Genomic DNA, 19,092 nt, shown 5'->3' with positions numbered 1-19,092 from the left:
GGCGACACTTCCTACCCTGCTAGTTCGTCAGACGGGCCAGCGACCCCGAGGGGCGGGCGCCAAACTGGCTGATGGTCTCGGTGGCGGCCAATGAACCCAGCCGTCCGCACTGGGCCAAATCCATCCCCCTGGTCCAGCCGTTGAGGAACCCCGAGGCGTACAAGTCCCCCGCCCCGGTGGTATCCATCACCTCGGCCGTGGGCGCAGCCGGAACCTCGATGATCTCGGTGGGGGTGACCACAACCGATCCGGCCTCCCCCCGGGTCAGGGCGGCCACCTTGCACCGGCCCTGCACGGCGGCCACTGCGGCTTCGAAGTCGTCGCCGGTCTCGTAGAGGGTGCATATCTCATGCTCGTTGCCGAAGAGCAGGTCGATGGGGCCGTCCACCAGATCGAGCCACTCCTGGTGGTGGCGCTCCACGCAGAAGCTGTCCGACAGGGTGAACGAGATCGTCCCCCCGGCGGTCGAGCAGATCGAGATGGCCTTGCGGATGGCCTCTTTGGTGATGCCCACATCCCAGATGTAGCCCTCGCAGTAGAGCACTCGAGCCGCGCCCACCAGATCAGGGTCGATGTCGTCGGGGTGCAGCTCGGTGCTGGCCCCCAAGAACGTGTTCATGGTGCGAGCCGCATCGGGGGTCACGACGATGAGGCACCGGGCGGTGGGCGGCCCGTCGGTGGCCGGGGCCACCTCGAAGCGAACCCCCAAGGCTCGAATATCGTGGGCGAACACCTCTCCGAGCTGGTCGTCGCGCACCTTGCCGATGTACCCCACCTGCCCGCCGAACGAAGCCACCCCGGCCACCGTGTTGGCCGCCGAGCCCCCCGACGTCTCTATGGCCGGCGCCATGGCGGCGTACAGCTCCTCGGCTCGATCGGCGTCGATCAGCGTCATGGCCCCTTTGGCCAGGCTGTGGGCCTCAATGAAGTCGTGCTCTTCGGTGCTGATCACATCGACGATGGCGTTGCCGATGCCCACCACGTCCAACTCGCCCACGCAACCTCCTCAACCGCTAGCCGGAGAAAATGTAATCGCGATCAGCGTCAGACAAAGCTGCGCGCTCAGCGGCAACGTTCTCGGCCACTTCGTCGTTGGTGGCGTTGGCCACGATGACCGAGGGGCTGAAGTCGGCGTGCAGCGCCCAGGCCAGCGCCACCTGGCTGAGGCTCAGGCCGAGTCGCCGGCCCACCTCGGCGGCCCGCTCCCGCCGAGCCCAGTTGGCCTCGTTGAGGTAGCACCGGGCGGTGTCGGCCAAATGGCCCTCGGTGGCGGCCTCAAGCTCCTGCCGGGTAGTCCGCTCGCTCAGAAAACCCCCGGCCAGCGGCGACCACGCCACTACCGCCACCTCTTGCTCTCGATGCCACGCCCGGTCGTAGGCCCGGTTGGGGCCGGTGAGGGTGACCACATCGTCCCACGGCTCATCAAGCTGGTCGACGAGGCTCCAGTGGGCGCTGTTGGCCACCGGTCTCCTCAAGTCGTGGGCGTCGGCGTACTCCACAGCCGCCTCAACGCGGCTAGTCGACCAGTTGGACACCCCCCACGCCCCGATGTGGCCCCGGTCGATGGCGGCGTTGACCGCCTCAGCGAGACTGCCGATCTCAGCAGAGGGGTCGTCGCGGTGGAACAGCCACAGGTCGAGATGATCGACGCCGATCTGCTGTCGCGACCTGCCGATGTCCTCGACGATGGCGTCGGGATTCACCCGAGGTACCCAATCGGGGAGTTCTGGATGGCAGCCCTTGGCCGAGATGACGATGCCCTCCCGCCCGCCCCGATGACGGATCCACCGGCCCAGAATGGCGTCCACGCTGTCGTCGGGGGTGGCGTAGTTGACCGCGGTGTCGAACGCATTGATCCCCGCGCCCAACGCGGCATCGAGCAGAGCAAAGCGGGACGGGTCGTCAAGGGCGAACAGGCTGATCGCCCCCTGCACTACCCGGCTCATGGGAGTTTGCACCCCAGGAAGTTCGACGTACTGCATCAGTCGCTGCCCTCTTCAAAGGGATACGCCACACCGAGACGTGCCCGGATCTCATCGCAAAGCCCAGCCATCTCCAGCGACAGGCTAAGCGGCATACTCTCGCTCTCGGTGCGCCCTGCGCGCACGCAGCCCACCACCTCTTCTATCTCATATTCGAACCCGTTGGCCCGATGCGGCATCGTCTCGATCTCCTCATGCTCGCCTGCTCGCAGGATGGCCCGATCCGCGGCCCAAAACACGGGGACCTCGATCGACCCCTCAGTACCGGCAATCACTGCGCTGGATTCGAGGGTGGCCACCGTGGCGCAGCCCAACTGGGCCAGCCCGCCGCCCGGATATGCAGCAGCAATGGACACGATCTCGTCCACGCTGGTCTCCCCCACTAGGGCAAAAGCCCCGTATTCGACGGGATGGGAACCGTAGAGCCAATGGGCGATGGTCAACGGGTACACCCCCACGTCGAGCAGGCTTCCCCCCGCTTGTTCGGGGTCGAACAACCGGTGCTCCGGCATCACCGGAGCGGCAAAACCGAACGATGCCGTCACCAGCCTCACATCGCCGACGCGGCCCTCGTCAACCCAGCGGCGCACCACCCCATAAATGGGTAGAAACCGGGTCCACATCGCCTCCATGGCAAAAACCCCGGCATACCTCGCCGCCTCCACAATTCGGGTCGCCCCCGCCAGATTGGGGGCGATGGGCTTTTCCACCAGCACCGCCACTCCGGCATCGATGCAGGCCGCGGCCGCCTCCTCATGAGACGGGTGTGGGGTGCAGACATACACCGCGTCGAGCTGTTCGGCTTGGAGCATCTCGCCCACCGACCCATATCCCGTAGCAATGCCCTGTGCTTGGGCGAACGCCTTGGCCCGCTCGGCGTTCCTCCCCGCCACCGCACCCACATGGGCACCCTCCACAACCTCCATGGCGGCCAAGAACTGCCCGGAGATGTGGCCGTGTCCAACCATGCCGAATCGAATTTCGTCTGCGTCTCCCACACTCGCATCCTGCGACTTGGCGCGGCCCGAGGCTACTTGGCCCTTCCCATTGTGGGCATTACGGAGCCAGGCCGCCTTCCACTACTGTGCCCATGTCGAATCCGCATCAAGGAACCAGTCCTATGAGCAATCGAATCGACGGTGACGAGTACCGGGTATCCCCGGAGGAGAAGGCTCACTTCGCGGAGTGCGGCTACGTGCATCTGCAAGGGCTGCTGGCTGCCGAGGAAATCAGTGAGCTAGAAGGCACCTACAACCGGTTCCTGCGCCGAGAGATCGAGGTGCCAGGCAAGGACTACTGCGACATGGCCGGCGACTACGGCCGAGCCCCCGACGACTTCTCGATCATCAACATCATGCTCCCCCGGCGCTACTTCCCAGCCTGGCAGGGCAACATCTTCGAGCGGCGGGCGGCTTCGGCGGCCCGGCAACTGTGCGGCGACGGGATGGCCATCGACTACGACCAACTTCTAGCCAAGCAGCCGTACAAGGAAGACGCCGTGTTCGCCTGGCACCAGGACATGGCCTACTGGCCCGACACACCCGACACCCGCACGGCCACGTTCTGGATGGCCATCGACAACTCCACCATCGCCAACGGATGCATGCGCTTCGTGCCCGCCACCAACCGGGAGCCGGAGCTGCGGCCCCACACCCCCCAGTACGGCGACCGGGGCGACTCCCACGCCTTGGGCACCGACCTCCTCGAAGGCGACGAGCCGGTCCCCGTGCCGATTGCCCGAGGCGACGTGACCGTACACAACGAGCGGGTCATGCACGGCTCGGGCGGCAACTCCACCGCCGGTTTCCGCCGGGCCTATGTCATCGCCTTCCGCTCAGAGGACACCGTGGCCATCGAGCGCCAACTCGGCTTCACCCACAGCCACAACGACAGCGGCACAGTCCTCGATCAAGTAGGGGTCGAAGGCCAAACCCGCTGATCGGGGCCGACCTGCCCCTAGCTGGCTATTTTCGCTAGACCGCCCGTGATGGGGTGGTGAACGAAGTCCGGTGGTCGAGCCGGAGGCTGCCGGTCAGCTTGAGGCCGGCCCTCAAGGGGAGATCTTCGGAGGACCGCCCCACCATCACCTCGACGTCGCCCTCCTCGACCACCAATTCGAAGCTGCGGTCGAGAAAAGCGAGCTGGCTGGTGTCGAAGTCGAACTCCACTCGACTGCTCTCTCCGGGTTCTAGCGACACCCGGTGGAAGCCGGCCAACTGGCGGACGGGACGTGTAACCGACCCCACCACATCTCTCACGTAGAGCTGCACCACCTCGTCTCCGGCACGGTCGCCGGTGTTCTTCACGCCACAGCCGACCACAACCACCTCTCCGGCGGGGACGCTCGGCTGAGACAGGGTGAGATCGCTGATCTCGAAGGTGGTGTAGGAACGGCCGTGGCCGAATGCCCAGACCGGAGTGCTTGGCCCGTCCACGTAGGCCCGGTCGGATGAGGAGCCGCTGCCGTGCTTGTGACCGTGATACGTCGGCGATGCGCCCACACCAGCGGGAAAAGAAACGGGAAGCTTGCCCCCGGGGTTCCGCTCGCCGAACAGGGCGGCGCCAATTGCCTCGGGCCCCTCAGAGCCGGGGTGCCAAACCTGGAGGATGGCCTTGGCACCGGCGAGGTCTCCAGCGATGTCGAGGGGCCGGCCGCTTACCACCACCGCAACTGTGGGCACCCCGGTATCGATCACCCGTCGCACCAGTTGGGGCTGCGCACCGGGAAGCTCAAGCGTCTTGCGATCGCGGCCCTCTCCTCCAGTGGCGTCGCCCACCCAGCCGGTCTTCTCCCCCACAGCCAGCACCACAACGTCGGCGGCTCGGGCTGCTGCTACCGCCTCGTCGATTCCGTCCTCATCGAGACTGGTCCAGCCACAGCCCTTCACGCTCGTGACCGGGGCGTATTGGGCAATGGCGTCGGCAATGGTTCCCATCTCGGGGTACATACCCCCGATCGCCCGATCCAGCTCGACCGAATCGATGATGGAGCCGGTGCTGTGGAAGACCTTGGCGACCGCGTCCAGAGTTGGATCGGGAGACGACTCGTCCGCGGGGTCTTCGGCATCATCGCCACCCCCGAAGACACCGGCCATCGACCCCCCGAGGCCTTGAGAAAGAGCCAGGCCGAGCTCGGCGCCTGCGGACGGGGTGTACGCGGCGAACAGGCCCCGCAGGGTGTCGGCCATCGGCCCGATCACTGCCACCGATCCGACATCGGAACCCAGTGGAAGGGTGCCGTCATTCTCTAGCAGGACAATCGACGCGTCGGTGATGCCTCGGGCCAACTCCAGCGCCTCCGGCTGGGTGAACGCCGCCGAAGCCCGGTCGGGATCCACGGTCGGGGAGTCCATGAGTCCAACCTGGAAGCGCTGGGTGAGGGCTCGCTCAACCGCCAGGTCTAGGACTGATTCGTCGAGTTCGCCGTTTCGGATCGAATCGGGCAGCGAGGAGTAGCAGATTCCCGTGGGCAGCTCGATGTCGAGCCCGGCAGACAGGGCCAATACTCCGGCTTCAGCAACAGTGCCAGCCACGGCGTGGGGCTGGCAGAGCCGGGCCACTGCCGAGTAGTCGGCCACCACGCTGCCTTGGAACCCGAGCTTTTCGCGAAGCAGGTCGGTGAGGATCTCCGGAGATGCGGCCACCGGCACCCCGTCGATCTCGGAGTACGAGTTCATCACCGACGCCAGCCCGGCTTCGCGGATGGCCCCCTCGAAGGGCAGGGCGTACACCTCGTACACCGCACGCGGCCCGATAGGGCTGGCTGTCTGGTTGAGAGCCCCCTCGGTGTAGGAATAACCGAGGAAGTGCTTGCCGGTGGCGATGGTTCCCGAGCCAAGATCGTCGGTCTGCATGCCGCGGACGAAGGCGATGCCCATTGCGGTACACAAGAAGGGGTCTTCGCCGTAGGTCTCGTGTACTCGACCCCAGCGGGCGTCCCGGTTAACGTCCAGCACCGGCGAAAGCACGTGATTGATGCCAACCGATCGAGCCTCTCGGCCGGCCACCACGGCCATCTGCTCGATGAGCTGCGGCTGAAAGGTGGCCGCCAGGCCGATAGCGGTGGGGAAGGCGGTGGCGGATTCTTGGGCCAGGCCGCACAGGGCCTCGTTGTGGACCATGGCCGGAATCCCGAGCCGGGTATTGTCCCGCAACCACTCTTGGATCGCATTTAGGGCCACGGCCAGGTCATGGGGCTGTCGGGCGAGACCCCCGCCCATGCAGATGTGGCCCACCCCATGGGGAATCATCTGGCTCAACTTGTCGAGGTCGGGCCCATTTGGCCCCATGAACACTGCGGGAAACACGCCTACCACTTGAGCGGCCTTCTCCTCAAGCGTCATCCGCGCCATCAGATCGGCCACCCGCTCGGCAATGGGCAGGCCAGCGTCGCGGTGGTGGGCGCTAGGGTCGTGGCCGTCCATGCCGTGCCGCGGGTCGGGCATTGATCAGCCCATGGAGACGAAGTCGTCGGCTGCGGGATCGAAGGCAAGAAGAATCGGGGACCCGTCGCTGATATCGAACTTGCCGGCTGAAATAGACGCCGAAGAATTGGCCGTCACTTTGAGGCTGAGACCTCCCTCGGCGGCCGCCCGGAACGAGTCATTGGTGAGATCAGGTCCGGCTGCGATGGCGATCTGGGAGAAGATCTCGACCCCCTGGCACGCCCAGATTGTGGTGTTCAGATTGACGGGCTCGTCACCTTCGGGGCTGATGTTGACGATCTCTCCTGACGCCGCCTCGAAGCGCTCGATGCAAGCCACAACGCTCGGCTCACCAGCCTGGGCGAGATCCTCGAATCCCAGGGAGCCAATGGCCACTGCGCCTTCAAGGGCGTCGGTCGTGTAACCCAGATCGCGATAGAGCTGAGGATCGAGATCGCTCGAATTAGTGAGCACGACTGCGGGGCGGAAGGGGCTCCGGTCAAGGCCGGCAATCACATTGAGGCCTGATCCAATTCCCACCGCGAGGATGATCTCAGCCCCATCTGCCCGCCAGCGCTGGGCGAACGCCTGCATCTCCGCCTCCGAGGCGGCGACGTCTCCTCCTCCAACGGTCGAGGCAGTCTCGGAGACCACATCGACTCCGGCGGCCATCAGCGCGTCGACATAGTGGTCGCGCTCGCTACCTGTGTCGGCGGCGGCGTGTACGCCAACCGGGCCGTCAAGGGCCCCGGCGGCAATAAGCGCCTCGACGCTGATGGCGGCGCTTCGAGCGGGAAGTGCCCCCGGTCCGACGGCAACAGCCTTCGATCGGTCGAACTCCTCCTGGCTGACTCCGAAGGTGTTGATGAAGATCGTGTCGTTCACGTCGGTGAAGCACGTCAAGTTGGTCAGCAGAGGCCCCGTGGCGGCAAATACCTGCTCGTCTTGGGTCAGCTCCACGCAAGCGGCCTCGGTCTCGGCGTCACCGAGGGGCGAGTACCGCACGATTACCGGGTCGAGGCGACGGCCGAGGACGCCTCCGTTGGCATTGACATCGTCGATAACTGCCTGCCACTTGGCCTCCACATCCCCGTTGTCACGGCCGAATATTTCTACGTCGATGATCACAACCCCGATCTTGATCGCCTCGGCGGTGACCCCCCGAAATGAGTCGGTCAGCACGATGGGCTCAGGCTCTTCGGGGTCCTCCGTGGGCTCTGGGGCCTCCTGGGGTTCTTCTGCGGGTTCAGGGACCTCAGTCGCCGACGGAGCATCTTCAGTGGCCGGCTCTTCCGACTCATCCGCGGGCTCAGGAGCTTCTGTTGGTGGGGGCGCGGTCTCAGGCGCAGCCTCTTCCGGCTGAGTCTCAGGTTCCTGAGCACCGCCGTCTGAGGCAGGTTCAGAGTCTCCGCCGCTGCACGCCGCGGCCAACAAGAGCAGGACGGTGAGGATCCCCATGAATCGCAAGCGCATTGTTCTGATCCTTCGTGAAGGTCTGGCCCTTCACGCTTTCACATTAGGTTGGGGCAATGCGACGGGACTCCGGCACGATGCAGATAACCGTCCAACCCCCAGACCGCTCCGGCGAGCCGGTTTACTTCGGCGCTCCCTATGAGCCGCCCGCCGGTCGAGTGCTTCATTGTTGGGGACAGCTCGGTGTCGAGGATCGGCCCCACCTCGTCGAAGACGGCGAACTTGCCGAATACGAGGCCACCATCGAAGCGAAACCGGGGGTGGTGAGCACCTATGCCCACGTCCATGACACCAGCGACGGCATTCTCGACGCCTTCTGCCAGGGGATCGGTAACCTCATGGGGAAACGCCCAGGATTTGGGTTGATCGTCGGCCTCCATGTCCGCCCGGTCGAGCATGTGGTGGCCAAGGGGGCCTGCGATGAGTCGCTTCGCCGCATGGCTCGGTGCCTGCGCAAGCTAGGGGTGCCGGTGTGGTTGCGGATCGGCTATGAGTTCAACCTCAGCTTCGATCCCCACGACACCGATGCCTACAAAGACCTATTCCCCCATATAGTCGAGCTGTTCAAACAAGAGGAAGCTCACAACGTCGCCTCCACGTGGTGCTCTGCGGCCGGCTCGTTCCAGTTCCGAGATCCGTTCGACTGGTGGCCCGGCAACGAATTCGTAGATTGGGCCGCGGTGGATGTATTCGCGCCGATCGGATTTGAGCGCCAAGAGACAGCCGCCTTCCTCGACCGTTGCCGGGAAGAGGAAAAGCCGGTGATGATCCCCGAGTCATGCCCGTTCTTCTTCGATTGGAACCTGGTTGACCCCGACCGGCCCGAGTCGTTTCGCGACGGGCTGCTCGAGATCGGCGGCATCGACGAGCAATGGGCTTGGTACGAGGCCATGTTCGAACTGGTCCGGCGTCGGCCTGAGATCAAAGCCCTGACAGTGATCGCCACCGATTGGCGGGACGGCATGTTCCCGTTCTACGGAGACACCAGAATCGGATCTTGGGATGGACTCCCCCACCGCTATGCCGCGGCCCTGTCCGACCCACGCTTCATGCACCGACAAGAGGCCCTAGAGCTCTTCCGAGACCGTTAATCAGACCGCCGGAAAGGGGGGGCAGATGACCGACGCCGCCAGCGATGACGCCGGTGCCCTGTCCCGCCGTGTGCTCAATAGCCAAGCAGACCAGACCGGTGCCGAAGATGAGGTTCTGTTCCCCGATGACGTGCTTCCCGGCGTGGGCACCGACGAGATGTCGCTGCGAGAGGGGCTGGCCAAAGGCGGAGTGGCGATATTCCTGGTCCTTTTGATCCTCAACAGCCTCGACGAGCTCGAATCGGCCGCACTGTCGGTTCTCGCTCCCGAGATCCGCGACAGCTTCGGCGTCGGCGACGGGGTCATCGTCTTTCTGGGCGCGGCCTCGGTGTCGTTCGTGTTCCTCGGCGCACTGCCCATGGGCTGGATGGCCGACCGGTTTCGCCGGGGGCCGGTCATCGGGGCGGCCAGCCTCGCCTTCGGCTTGTTCTCGCTGCTGTCCGGCCTTGCCCGCCACGTGGCGGTGTTCTTCCTCGCTCGGCTTGGAACCGGGATCTCCAAGTCCAACACCCTGCCGGTCCACAGCTCCCTGATCGCCGACCAATACCCCATCGGGGTTCGGGGCCGCATCGCCTCGCTCACCATCATGGTGGGACGGTCGGTGGGCATCATCAGCCCGGTGCTGGTCGGGGCCATCGCCGCCTTCGTGAGCTGGCGCTGGACGTACTACACCCTGTGGATCCCGGTGGCCGTGGTGGCTGTGGCTGCTTTCCGACTTCCCGAGCCGGTGCGAGGCCAGTGGGAGAAGACCGATGTCTTGGGCCAGGCCGGCGACGCCAGCGATTCTGCCCCTGTCTCGCTTGAAGCCGCTTTCGCCCGGCTCAACAAGGTCGCCACCCTGCGCACGGTGCTCCTCGGGTTCGCCGCCCTGGGCTTCGGGCTGTTCAGCCGACCAGTGCTCACATCCTTGTTCCTAGAAGACGAGTACGGACTGGGCCCCTTGGGCCGCGGCACCCTCACCACCGCATCGGGTGTCGGGGTCATCGCCATCATGCCGTTCGTCGGGCGGCAATTCGACCGCCTATACCGCCAAAACCCCACCCGGGCCATGGGACTGATCGGCGCGCTCATCTTGCCCTCCGCGCTGTTGCTGCCCCTCCAGTTCAACATGCCCAACGCATGGCTCTTTGCCGTACTCGACGTTCCCGGCTCGCTGATGATGTTCGCCGCGTTCGCCATGGTCGGGCCCCTCATGCAGGCCGTCGTCCCCTATCGGCTTCGGGGCATCGGCTCGGCGCTGTCCACCCTGTACATCTTCTTCATCGGCGCGGCCGGCGGAGGCCTGCTGTCGGCCATGGTGGTCGATGCCAGCGGCCCGAAAACCACGATCCTGGTGCTGGGCCTGCCCTCCACCATCGTTGGCGGGGCCTTCATGTTGAACGGCGCCCGCCACATAAGGCGCGACCTGTCGCGCAACGTGGCCGAGATACTCGAGGAGCAGGCTGAACACGAACGCCAAAGAGAAGACCCCGAGCACATCCCCGCCCTGCAATTGGCCGACGTCGACTTCAGCTACGGCAACGTCCAGGTTCTCTTCGACATTGGCTTCGAAGTCCGCAAGGGCGAGACCTTGGCCCTGCTGGGCACCAACGGCGCCGGAAAGTCGACGATTCTGCGGGTCATCGCTGGCCTCGGCACCCCGGAACGGGGAGTGGTGCGCCTGAACGGCCAAACGATCACCTTCTCCACCCCCGAGCAGCGAACAGAGATGGGAATCCAGACCTTGCTGGGGGGAAGCGGCGTGTGGGCGCCGCTCAGCGTGCGCCACAACCTGGAAATGGGGGCCTATCAGCTCCGAGGCGACAAGGCCGAGCGGCAGCGCCGAATCGAGCACGCCCTTGAGCTGTTCCCCGAACTCCGCTCCCGCCTCGACGACCGAGCCGACGCCCTGTCGGGCGGCCAACAACAGATGCTCGCCTTGGCCCGGACGCTGTTGTGCCGGCCCGAAGTCCTCCTGATCGACGAGCTCTCCCTCGGGTTGGCGCCCACCGCGGTGGCCGAGCTCATGGGCCACATCGAGCGCCTCCAATCGACCGGGCAGACCATCGTCATCGTGGAGCAGTCGCTCAACATCGCCCTGGAGTTGGCCGATCGGGCCGTGTTCATCGAGAAGGGCCGCATCCGGTTCGAGGGGCCGGCCTCCGAACTGGCTGAGCGCGACGACCTGGTCCGGGCCGTGTTCTTGGGGGATGAGGGGGGCTGATGGCGCTGGGTTTTCTCGAAGCCAACCGCCAGCTCATCTTCGACGGGGCGGTGAACGGCCTGGTGTACGGGATGCTGGCCATGGGCATCGTCCTGGTGTTCCGCTCGTCCCGGGTCATCAATTTCGCTGCCGGGAACATGGGCCTGCCCGGCGCCGGTCTGCTGGCCTTGCTGGCCCTGCGCTGGGACGTTCCCTTCTGGGTGGCGGCACTCGCTGCCATCACGGTGGGCGCTCTCTTTGCCGCCGTGGTGGAAATCGGGGTGGTGCGCCGGCTGTTCACCGCGCCGAGGGTGATCCTGTTGGTGGCCACCATCGGGATCGCCCAGCTTGCTCAGGGCATCCTGTTGGCCTACCCCGACGTCGGCGGCGGCATCGGCACCCGCTATCCCGTCATCGTCGACACAACCTTGACCGATGTGGCCGGGCTCTTTGTCACCGGCCCGCAGCTCAGCGCGCTGATCGTCGCCCCACTGGTGGCGATCGGGCTCGGCCTGCTGCTAGACCGCACCCCCTACGGCCGAACGGTGCAGGCCACCGCGGCCAACCCCGATTTGTCGCGAGTCTCGGGCATCAAGCCGAAACGGGTTTCGCTCACCATCTGGGTGATCGCCGGAGTGGTGTCCACCATCGCGGTGATCCTGCTCTCTGCCGACCGCAGCGTGAGCGGGCTTGAGACGGTGGGGCTCACCACCATGGCCAACTCCCTGGCCGCCGCGGCGATCGCCCGGATGCGATCGTTCCCGCTCGCCCTGGCCGGAGGAGTGGTGGTCGGCGTGACGTTCTCACTGGTCAAGTTCAACTATCCGGTAGAGGGCGGCCTATTTGAGTTCGTCCGGCTGATCGGCGTGCTGGTGGCGGTGGCGGTCCAGGGCCGCCGGGACGACGACGCTCCAGGGCGGTACTCGTTCGCTCCCAAGGTCCGCCCCATTCCCCAGCACCTGATGTCAATCTGGTGGGTTCGGCACCTGGGCAAGTTGGCCCTGGGTATGGCTGGTGTGGCCGCGGTGATGCTGCCCATTGTCGTTTCCACCCCGTCGCGGCAGATCACCTACGCCACCATCCTCGCTTTCGGGATCTGCGCGGTGTCGGTGGCCATCATCACCGGATGGGCGGGACAGCTATCGCTGGGCCAGATGGCCTTTGCTGGAATCGGCGCTGTGGCCGCGGCTTCGTTCCAGCGGGGCATCCAAATGGACATCGGCTGGGGCGACAACCGGCTGATCGATTTCAAGGCCGGTGGCATCCCCTTCGCGGCCGCGGTTGCCCTAGGAGCGGTTATTGCTACCGGGTTTGCCGGGCTGGTGGGCGTGGGCGCACTGCGGGTGCGCGGCCTGCTGCTGGCCGTGGCCACGTTTGTTCTCGCCCTGGCCACCGAGGAGTACCTCTTCCGCCGGCCCATCTTCAGCGATGGAAACACAAACTCAGTCTCCTTTCGCCGGGGCCAGGTTTTCGGTCTCGACCTCGACAGCCAGCGCACCTACTACTGGCTGCTGCTCGGGGTCTTGGTGGTGGTGCTAGTGGCGGTGGCCCGCATTCACCGCAACCGCTTTGGCCGGGCCATCCGAGCTCTGCGGGACAATGCCGACGCCGCCGCGGCCTATGGGGTTCGCCCGGCCCGGACCAAGCTGGGTGCCTTCACCCTGGCCGGCGCGGTTGCCGGGCTTGGCGGCGGCCTTTTGGCTGGAGTGATCCATGAGGTTCCCCTGACCGGTCGCTTCTTCGGAACCGGGGAGTCGCTGCGACTCATCTCCATGGCCATCATCGGCGGCATCGGCGCCACCATCGGACCGGTGCTCGGCGCACTGTGGGTGATCGGCCTTCCCGCCTTCGCTCCCACCAACCGCCTGATCCCCCTGTTCACATCGGGGGTCGGCCTGCTGATCCTCCTCCTGTACTTCCCCAGCGGCCTCGCTCAGATCGCCTACTCCGCCCGCGACCGAATCGTGGCCCGGCTGGAGGCTCGCCGACCACCACCCCCGGCCAAACAAACCCACTCCGTACCGGCCGCGCTCGCAGTTCTGGCCGCGGTGCCCTACACCTCCGAACCGGCGCTGCGGGCAACCGGGATTGCCGTGCGCTTCGGCGGCCGGTTGGCGGTTGACAACGCCCATATCGAAGTGGCCCCCGGTGAGGTTGTGGGACTCATCGGCACCAACGGCGCTGGCAAGTCGACCCTGATCAACGCCATCGGCGGCTTCGTCCCCTCCAAGGGCCGCGTGGAGCTCTACGGTCGGCCGATCCACCGCCTCAAACCCGCCGAACGATCCCGACATGGACTGGGCCGGACATTCCAGGCCGCAACCCTGTTTCCCGAGCTCACCGTGCGAGAGACCGTCCTGGTGGCAGCCTCCTCTGCGCCGACTCATGGCTCCAAGCAGTTGGTGACCGCCAACCAGACAAGGCGAGGCAGGCGCTCCGCTCAGACCCAGGCCGACGATCTGATCGACTTTCTCGGCCTGGGCCGCTACGCCGACCGCCAAATCGCCGACCTTTCCACCGGCACCCGGAGAATCGTCGAACTCGCCGGACTCCTAGCCCTCAACGCCCAGATGCTGTGCCTCGATGAGCCCGCTGCGGGAGTGGCGCAGCGCGAGGCCGAGGCCTTCGGCCCGCTCATCGTTGAAATCCGCCGCCATCTCAACGCCGCCATGCTCATCGTCGAGCACGACATGCCCCTCATCATGTCGATCAGCGACCGCGTCTACTGCCTCGAAGCCGGATCGGTCATCGCCCAAGGAACACCCGGCGAAGTCCGAACCAACCCCGCCGTCATCACCAGCTACCTAGGCCTAGACCCCCGCGCCATCCACCGCAGCGACGCAACCCTCAACTGAGACGGCTTCAGCAGTTTTGGGTTCTACGTCAGCTCGGCACAACGGTGACAGGACAGATGGGGCCGGGGGCGGCGGCTAGTCGGGCATCGGCAGTCAGCAGGGGGCAGTCAAGGGCTTCAGCAAGAGCAACATAGGCCGCGTCATAGGCCGACACATTGTCCCGCAGGGCCCAAATCCTGGCCACCAGCCCCACCAGCGGGAAGCGCTCAACCCCCAGCCTGCTCCACCGCTGCACCGCTCGCTCTGCTTCTCGGGTAGTCAATGACCCGCGAATCAGCAGCTTGCGGAGGGTCTGAACCACCTCGGCATCCACCAAGTGCGGTGCGGCCAAGCGGCTTTCACTCAGCATCCGCCGAGCATCGCCATCCCTCAGCAGCGCCGAGGCGGCGGCCGACGCATCAACCACGATCACCGGTCGGCGCGGCCCTCGTCGAGCGCCTCCAAGATCTCAGCAGTGGAGATGCCCAGACTGGGCAAGTCGCCAAGCAGCAGCGGATTGTCAGCCCGACGGGTAGAACCAGCCAACTCCCGCACCGCCATCGCCGACACCGACAACCCCTCACGACCCGCCAGAGTCTCGAGGCGATGCACCACCTCATCAGGCACGTTGCGTAAATAAAGAGTTCTCATGTTGCAGTATGCTAGCGACTAGCTATCGAAATGACAACAGCCTGACATCGACCCCTGCACCTGCGAGCACGCAGTAGGCCGTCAATCTAGCCAAGGTCGCTAGCTGTTCGAGGAAACACGGGGCTACGCTCGCCGGGCGATGGGCCGACTGGAAGAACTCACCAAGGGCGCCCGGGTCAGAGGCGTTGCCCCCATAGGGGTGGTCACGGTGATCGACGCCGAATGGATCGGCTCGGATGCCGTCAACCTCACCTACGAGGACGACAGCGGGAACGTTGAGCAAGAGATCGTCTACCGCTCCAAGGAGTCGGAGCTTTCCCTCGACGGCGAAGGCCGGCCGTGGTCATTCGACGCCGACCCGGAGCTGTTCACCCTGGTAGCCGAGGCCAAGCGGATCAGCCTGGCCCAGTTGTTCGACCCCTACCTGGCCACCTATACCAGCGACGTCGATCCGCTCCCCCACCAGATCGAGGCGGTCTACAAGGAGATGCTTCCTCGGCGCGTTGGACGCCACCGTGGGAGACAGGACGAGGGAGTTGATCCAAGAGCAGTCGCTCCTCTCCGATGAGCTGAGCGATGCGGTGATCGCCGACGTTCGAGAACGGATGGAACGGGCCCAGGCCATGCGCCTGCAACCCAGCTTCATCCGCCGGTTCTTCTTCGGGGCATTCGACTTGACGAGTTGGCCGGCAAGCCCAACGCCCGCATCAATTCAGCCAGGGCAAGACAACGAGCCGAAAAAGCTCTGCCGCCACATCCTCGCCCTCGTCGAAGTCGCCGACGACGACTCCACGAAAGTCCGCTACCTCTACGACCCCTTCACCAACCGAGAACCCGAACCCAGCACCGCCGAGCACAAACGCACCCTCGACTGGCAGACCTACTGGGAGCTAGCTGAACCACCGATGTGGCCTGGGATCGACGAGTCAGCTGGGTAGGACGGTGCTGAGACAGTCGGGGCCGGGGGCTAGTCAGGCATCGATCGGGGATGCCCTCTGACCCAGGTGCTAGTTCCTCTCCCGTCTGCGCCACCACCGGAAGAACACCGTCATCAGCGTCGCCACCACCGGCGTCAAACCAGTCACCGCTGCTGTCACGTCGTAACCCAAATGCGCGAGATAACCGGCGAGCGCGAAAGCAGCTAACAGTATTACGAAAAAGCCGGTCACCACTCTGCCCGCAAGTCGGTCGCGGCGTACCCCTTGCTGAACGTGGTGGCTGGACCCCTCCTCGGCCAGTCTCATTATCCGCTCCGGCGAACTCTCCAACACTTCCTTGTATGCAGCGAAGTCGCTGGGCGGCGGAAGCGGACCGCTCCACTGATACTCGTAGAAGAATCCCTGCAAGGCCCGCTGCACTGCAACGACTATTTCCTCAGGGGGCTGGGGCTTGGTCGAGTCGACTTCGCCGGGATTGTCCTCGGAACCCCCGTTTTCAGACGGGCAGTCGGAGCTGTTCGTCGGATTTTCCAACATGGTCCTGGTGTTCCCGGCTGGCCCAGCCGAAAACGGCCAGGAAATGCTCCAATGAGGCTCGTTGGTGCAGGCTGACTGCCCTGTGGTGGTCCTGGACGGCCCTTCTAGGGGAATCGAATCGGGGAGCAGAGAAATGCCCAACGAACCCGCTAAGGGCGTCATCGAGCACAGAGAACGACTCTTCGATGGAGTCGAGGCTCTCTCCGAATCTCGTCATGGGGTCGCTCCTTGCCCGTAGTCGCATTACGAAAACTACCGGTGGGATGGGCCATTGACAAGCACTAGGACCTCAAAGCTCCCCTAACCGCCCCTGAGAATCCACAGGAAGCAACCATCGACTGAGAGGCAAGCATGCTGAAGCAGAGTTGAGCCCCCACGCTGCGTGGGCAAGGATGCGGGGCTGTGGAGTACCGGCGGAAGCTGATTGAGGTGGCGCTGCCGCTGGACGCCATCAATGCGGCATAGGCTCGGGAGAAGTCGATTCGCCATGGGCACCCGTCGACACTCCATCTGTGGTGGGCCCGGCGACCGCTGACAGCATGCCGGGCGGTGTTGTTTGCGTCGCTGGTTGATGACCCTTCGGCTCGGCCATACCTGTTCCTTACGGAAGAGGCTCAGAATACTGAGCGTCAGCGGCTGTTCGACCGGCTGTTCGAAGAATGGTCCGACCTCGAGCGATTCCAGCGCACCCGCGGCGTGTTGCGGTTGATGGCCGAGGTTGTCCACAGCCTCTGGATCAATGACGACCCCAACTTGTTGATCCTGCCGTCCACCATCCCCATTGACGACAGCAAGGTCTCTGAGGAGTTGCTTCGCCATTTGGAAAGCGAATGGCGAACGGTGGTGGAAGCTGACGTGGACGGAGACAATGCCCTGCCTCTGAAGCTCGACAAGGAGAACCCCAATCTGGGTCGCTTCCTGGCCGCCCGCAAGGTGGCCCGCACGGTCTACTTCGGATCGGCCCCGTCACAGCACGCCGCCAACAAGGGGCTCGACGACCGGTCGATCAAGCTCGGCTGCATCCAACCGGGCGAGGAACGGCCCGCCATATTCGGAGACGCCCTCCGCAAGCTGTCCGACCAGGCCTCCTACCTCTATCGAGATGGTGCCCGCTATTGGTATGCCCTCCAGGCCAACGTCAACCGCATCGCCCGAGACCGGGCAGAGGGCCACTTCAACGATGCCGACGTGGACGATGAAATCCGTAGGCGGCTCGACGTAGCCCTCCAAGGCAGCCCAGGCCAGTTCGCCAGAGTGCATCCATGCCCCCGTTCCGTTGCCGACGTGCCTGATACCGATGAGACCCGCCTCGTCGTCTTGGACCCGACCTCGCCCCACGACAGCAAGACTGAACAGAGCGAAGCCCTCAAGGTGGCCCAGCAAACTCTGGTCGAGCGCGCCGGAGGGGCGAGACAACATCGCAACATGCTGGTGTTCCTGGCCGCCGACGTATCTCGCTTGGATGACCTGCGCCAGGCGGTTCGCAGCCACTTGGCCTGGCAGTCCATTCGAGACGACGCCGAGTCTTTGAGTCTCGATCCGCCCAACGCCCGCCAAGCTGAGTCGAAAGCCGCAGATGCCGACGAGACGGTGGCGTCGCGGATTCCCGAGACCTACATCTGGGTGCTGAACCCGTCGCTTCCCCCCGACAACCCGACTGGAGAAGTCCAATGGGAGAAGGCCCGGGTAACCGCGTCGGGGCCGTTGGCTGAGCGGGTGTCCCACAAGCTGGTCCACGACGAGTCGCTTATCCCGGCTTACGGCGGCACACGGCTGCGGTGGGAGCTCGACCGGATCCCCCTCTGGAGGGATAACCCAGGTCAGACCGGCGACAAGAAAGTGGCCATATCGGTCAACCAGCTCTGGAGCGACATCACCCAGTATCTCTACCTGCCCCGTCTTGTTCGACGCACGGTATTGGAAGACGCCATCCGCGACGGGGTGCAGTCCACCGTTTGGGCCACCGATGGGATCGCCTACGCCGAAGGACACGATGGGGAGCGCTATGTCGGTCTTCGAGCCGGCGAAATGCTGGCCGCCATCGCCCCCAGCGGCCTGGTTGTCCATCCCGATGCTGCCAACTCCCAAATCGAGGCAGAAAAGGCCGCACGGGCGAGAGCATTGGATGACGACGCTGGCGACACCGTTACTGCCCCCGTCGGAACCGAATCAGAAGAGGACGGGGATGGGGAGCCTTCCACGCCCGCCGGGCCGGGGATGCCCACCCGCTACTACGGCCGGGTCACCGTCGGCTCTGACCGCTGGACTCGAACCGCAGCCGATATCGCCGAGGCCATCGTGAACCAACTCGCCCAAGCCGAAGACGCCAAGATCTCCGTCACCATCGAGGTAGAGGCCACCGCCGAAGAAGGGTTCGACGACGACGTCCAGCGCACCATCACCGAAAACGCCGCCACCCTGAAGTTCAACGACAGCGACTTCGAAATCTAAGGCTCCAAGCCCGTAACGATCCCTGAGGCAACCGCAGGGCACGCACAACGGTGGGAATTGCGTCTGTGATGTGGTCAGGACCCTGTGTAGGCTGCAACTGATGCCCGACATCGCCCAATCACCCACCAGCAAGAGGAACAGCTCGCCCATAAGTGCGAAGGACCGCGAGATCGCCAGGAAGATCCTCACGAGTGGAGCTCTAGATGAGGCGCTGAGAGAGGTCGATGAAATGGAACTGGAAGCCCAGCTCCATGAAGCCCAAGCTCGACAGCGGAAACAGGAGTGATTGTCTGCGACAATGACGTCGCCAAGATCTCTGTGGAATACGGACTCTCTTGGATGGCTGCGGAAATGGCATCAGCTGCCATCCATCATCGTGCGCTTTTGTGCTACGGAAGACCCGACAATGTCCCGCCCAGAATGCGCTCCCTGCTAAACAAAGAATCGCTTGTCGGAATCTGGATCACGGATGTATGGGCCATGATCTGAATGAGCGACGTTGCCTTGAAGATTCTCCGCGACGAAACAC

17 protein-coding genes and 1 pseudogene are annotated in these 19,092 nt (G+C 64.8%); 9 read left to right on the top strand and 9 right to left on the bottom strand.

Annotated features, from left to right (window positions below; translation table 11 throughout):
* Window positions 1–19: 19 nt before the first annotated feature.
* From ACOGXA_RS17705 to ACOGXA_RS17695, 3 genes are read right to left on the bottom strand one after another with little or no spacing between them, the layout of a single operon-like run.
* The gene (locus ACOGXA_RS17705; protein ID WP_419925160.1) at window positions 20–997 is read right to left on the bottom strand and encodes an adenosine kinase; all 978 of its coding nucleotides are present in this window, start codon (window positions 995–997) and stop codon (window positions 20–22) included.
* Window positions 998–1,013: 16 nt separating this feature from the next.
* Entirely contained in the window at window positions 1,014–1,982 is a 969-nt protein-coding gene (locus ACOGXA_RS17700) for an aldo/keto reductase (protein ID WP_419925159.1), read from the bottom strand.
* On the bottom strand, window positions 1,982–2,980 hold the full coding sequence (locus ACOGXA_RS17695; RefSeq protein ID WP_419925158.1) for a Gfo/Idh/MocA family protein: 999 nt from the start codon (window positions 2,978–2,980) through the stop codon (window positions 1,982–1,984). Before ACOGXA_RS17695 ends, ACOGXA_RS17700 begins: the two co-directional genes overlap by 1 nt.
* Window positions 2,981–3,102: 122 nt before the next feature.
* On the opposite strand from ACOGXA_RS17695, the gene ACOGXA_RS17690 reads away from it, so the two are divergent.
* Complete coding sequence (locus ACOGXA_RS17690) at window positions 3,103–3,921, top strand: phytanoyl-CoA dioxygenase family protein (protein ID WP_419925157.1); 819 nt, start codon at window positions 3,103–3,105, stop codon at window positions 3,919–3,921.
* 34 nt (window positions 3,922–3,955) lie between these two features.
* Here the strand turns inward: ACOGXA_RS17690 and ACOGXA_RS17685 are convergent, their stop codons facing one another.
* Both ACOGXA_RS17685 and ACOGXA_RS17680 read right to left on the bottom strand, forming a co-directional pair.
* The gene (locus tag ACOGXA_RS17685) at window positions 3,956–6,427 is read right to left on the bottom strand and encodes a glycoside hydrolase family 3 N-terminal domain-containing protein (protein ID WP_419925156.1); all 2,472 of its coding nucleotides are present in this window, start codon (window positions 6,425–6,427) and stop codon (window positions 3,956–3,958) included.
* 3 nt (window positions 6,428–6,430) lie between these two features.
* Window positions 6,431–7,879: a hypothetical protein gene (locus tag ACOGXA_RS17680; protein ID WP_419925155.1), complete on the bottom strand. Its 1,449-nt coding sequence runs from the start codon at window positions 7,877–7,879 to the stop codon at window positions 6,431–6,433.
* 56 nt (window positions 7,880–7,935) lie between these two features.
* On the opposite strand from ACOGXA_RS17680, the gene ACOGXA_RS17675 reads away from it, so the two are divergent.
* Genes ACOGXA_RS17675 through ACOGXA_RS17665 form a run of 3 tightly spaced genes read left to right on the top strand, consistent with a single transcriptional unit; the run spans window position 7,936 to window position 14,007 of the window.
* Complete coding sequence (locus tag ACOGXA_RS17675; RefSeq protein WP_419925154.1) at window positions 7,936–8,970, top strand: hypothetical protein; 1,035 nt, start codon at window positions 7,936–7,938, stop codon at window positions 8,968–8,970.
* 25 nt (window positions 8,971–8,995) lie between these two features.
* Window positions 8,996–11,173, top strand: coding sequence for an MFS transporter (locus tag ACOGXA_RS17670; protein WP_419925153.1), 2,178 nt, complete (start codon window positions 8,996–8,998; stop codon window positions 11,171–11,173).
* Window positions 11,173–14,007 carry an ABC transporter permease subunit gene (locus tag ACOGXA_RS17665; RefSeq protein WP_419925152.1) on the top strand — a complete coding sequence of 945 codons (2,835 nt, stop codon included), beginning with the start codon at window positions 11,173–11,175 and terminating at the stop codon, window positions 14,005–14,007. The genes ACOGXA_RS17670 and ACOGXA_RS17665 overlap by 1 nt, the downstream gene beginning before the upstream one ends.
* A gap of 28 nt (window positions 14,008–14,035) precedes the next feature.
* On the opposite strand, the gene ACOGXA_RS17660 is transcribed toward ACOGXA_RS17665, so the two are convergent.
* Complete coding sequence (locus ACOGXA_RS17660; RefSeq protein ID WP_419925151.1) at window positions 14,036–14,419, bottom strand: type II toxin-antitoxin system VapC family toxin; 384 nt, start codon at window positions 14,417–14,419, stop codon at window positions 14,036–14,038.
* Window positions 14,416–14,637: an antitoxin gene (locus tag ACOGXA_RS17655; protein ID WP_419925150.1), complete on the bottom strand. Its 222-nt coding sequence runs from the start codon at window positions 14,635–14,637 to the stop codon at window positions 14,416–14,418. Before ACOGXA_RS17655 ends, ACOGXA_RS17660 begins: the two co-directional genes overlap by 4 nt.
* Window positions 14,638–14,776: 139 nt before the next feature.
* On the opposite strand from ACOGXA_RS17655, the gene ACOGXA_RS17650 reads away from it, so the two are divergent.
* Window positions 14,777–15,205, top strand: coding sequence for a hypothetical protein (locus ACOGXA_RS17650; protein WP_419925149.1), 429 nt, complete (start codon window positions 14,777–14,779; stop codon window positions 15,203–15,205).
* A complete protein-coding gene (locus ACOGXA_RS17645) occupies window positions 15,174–15,575 on the top strand; it encodes a hypothetical protein (protein WP_419925148.1) in 402 nt (133 codons plus the stop codon). Before ACOGXA_RS17650 ends, ACOGXA_RS17645 begins: the two co-directional genes overlap by 32 nt.
* Window positions 15,576–15,644: 69 nt before the next feature.
* Here the strand turns inward: ACOGXA_RS17645 and ACOGXA_RS17640 are convergent, their stop codons facing one another.
* Both ACOGXA_RS17640 and ACOGXA_RS17635 read right to left on the bottom strand, forming a co-directional pair.
* Window positions 15,645–16,112 carry a hypothetical protein gene (locus ACOGXA_RS17640; RefSeq protein ID WP_419925147.1) on the bottom strand — a complete coding sequence of 156 codons (468 nt, stop codon included), beginning with the start codon at window positions 16,110–16,112 and terminating at the stop codon, window positions 15,645–15,647.
* Window positions 16,072–16,329, bottom strand: a complete 258-nt coding sequence (locus tag ACOGXA_RS17635; RefSeq protein WP_419925146.1) for a hypothetical protein — start codon at window positions 16,327–16,329, stop codon at window positions 16,072–16,074. Before ACOGXA_RS17635 ends, ACOGXA_RS17640 begins: the two co-directional genes overlap by 41 nt.
* Before the next feature lie 260 nt (window positions 16,330–16,589).
* Here ACOGXA_RS17635 and ACOGXA_RS17630 point away from each other — a divergent pair.
* The 3 genes and pseudogenes from ACOGXA_RS17630 to ACOGXA_RS17620 all read left to right on the top strand — a co-directional run.
* A pseudogene (locus ACOGXA_RS17630) lies at window positions 16,590–16,742 on the top strand (DUF1156 domain-containing protein); the annotation flags it as partial.
* A gap of 6 nt (window positions 16,743–16,748) precedes the next feature.
* On the top strand, window positions 16,749–18,563 hold the full coding sequence (locus ACOGXA_RS17625; RefSeq protein ID WP_419927012.1) for a DUF499 domain-containing protein: 1,815 nt from the start codon (window positions 16,749–16,751) through the stop codon (window positions 18,561–18,563).
* A gap of 100 nt (window positions 18,564–18,663) precedes the next feature.
* Window positions 18,664–18,849: a hypothetical protein gene (locus ACOGXA_RS17620; RefSeq protein WP_419925145.1), complete on the top strand. Its 186-nt coding sequence runs from the start codon at window positions 18,664–18,666 to the stop codon at window positions 18,847–18,849.
* Window positions 18,850–19,092 lie beyond the last annotated feature (243 nt).

It is taken from the genome of Candidatus Poriferisocius sp. (genome assembly GCF_965208475.1).
In the GTDB taxonomy this organism is placed as follows: Bacteria; Actinomycetota; Acidimicrobiia; order Acidimicrobiales; family Bin134; genus Poriferisocius.
This window is presented reverse-complemented; position numbering and strand designations above follow the sequence as displayed.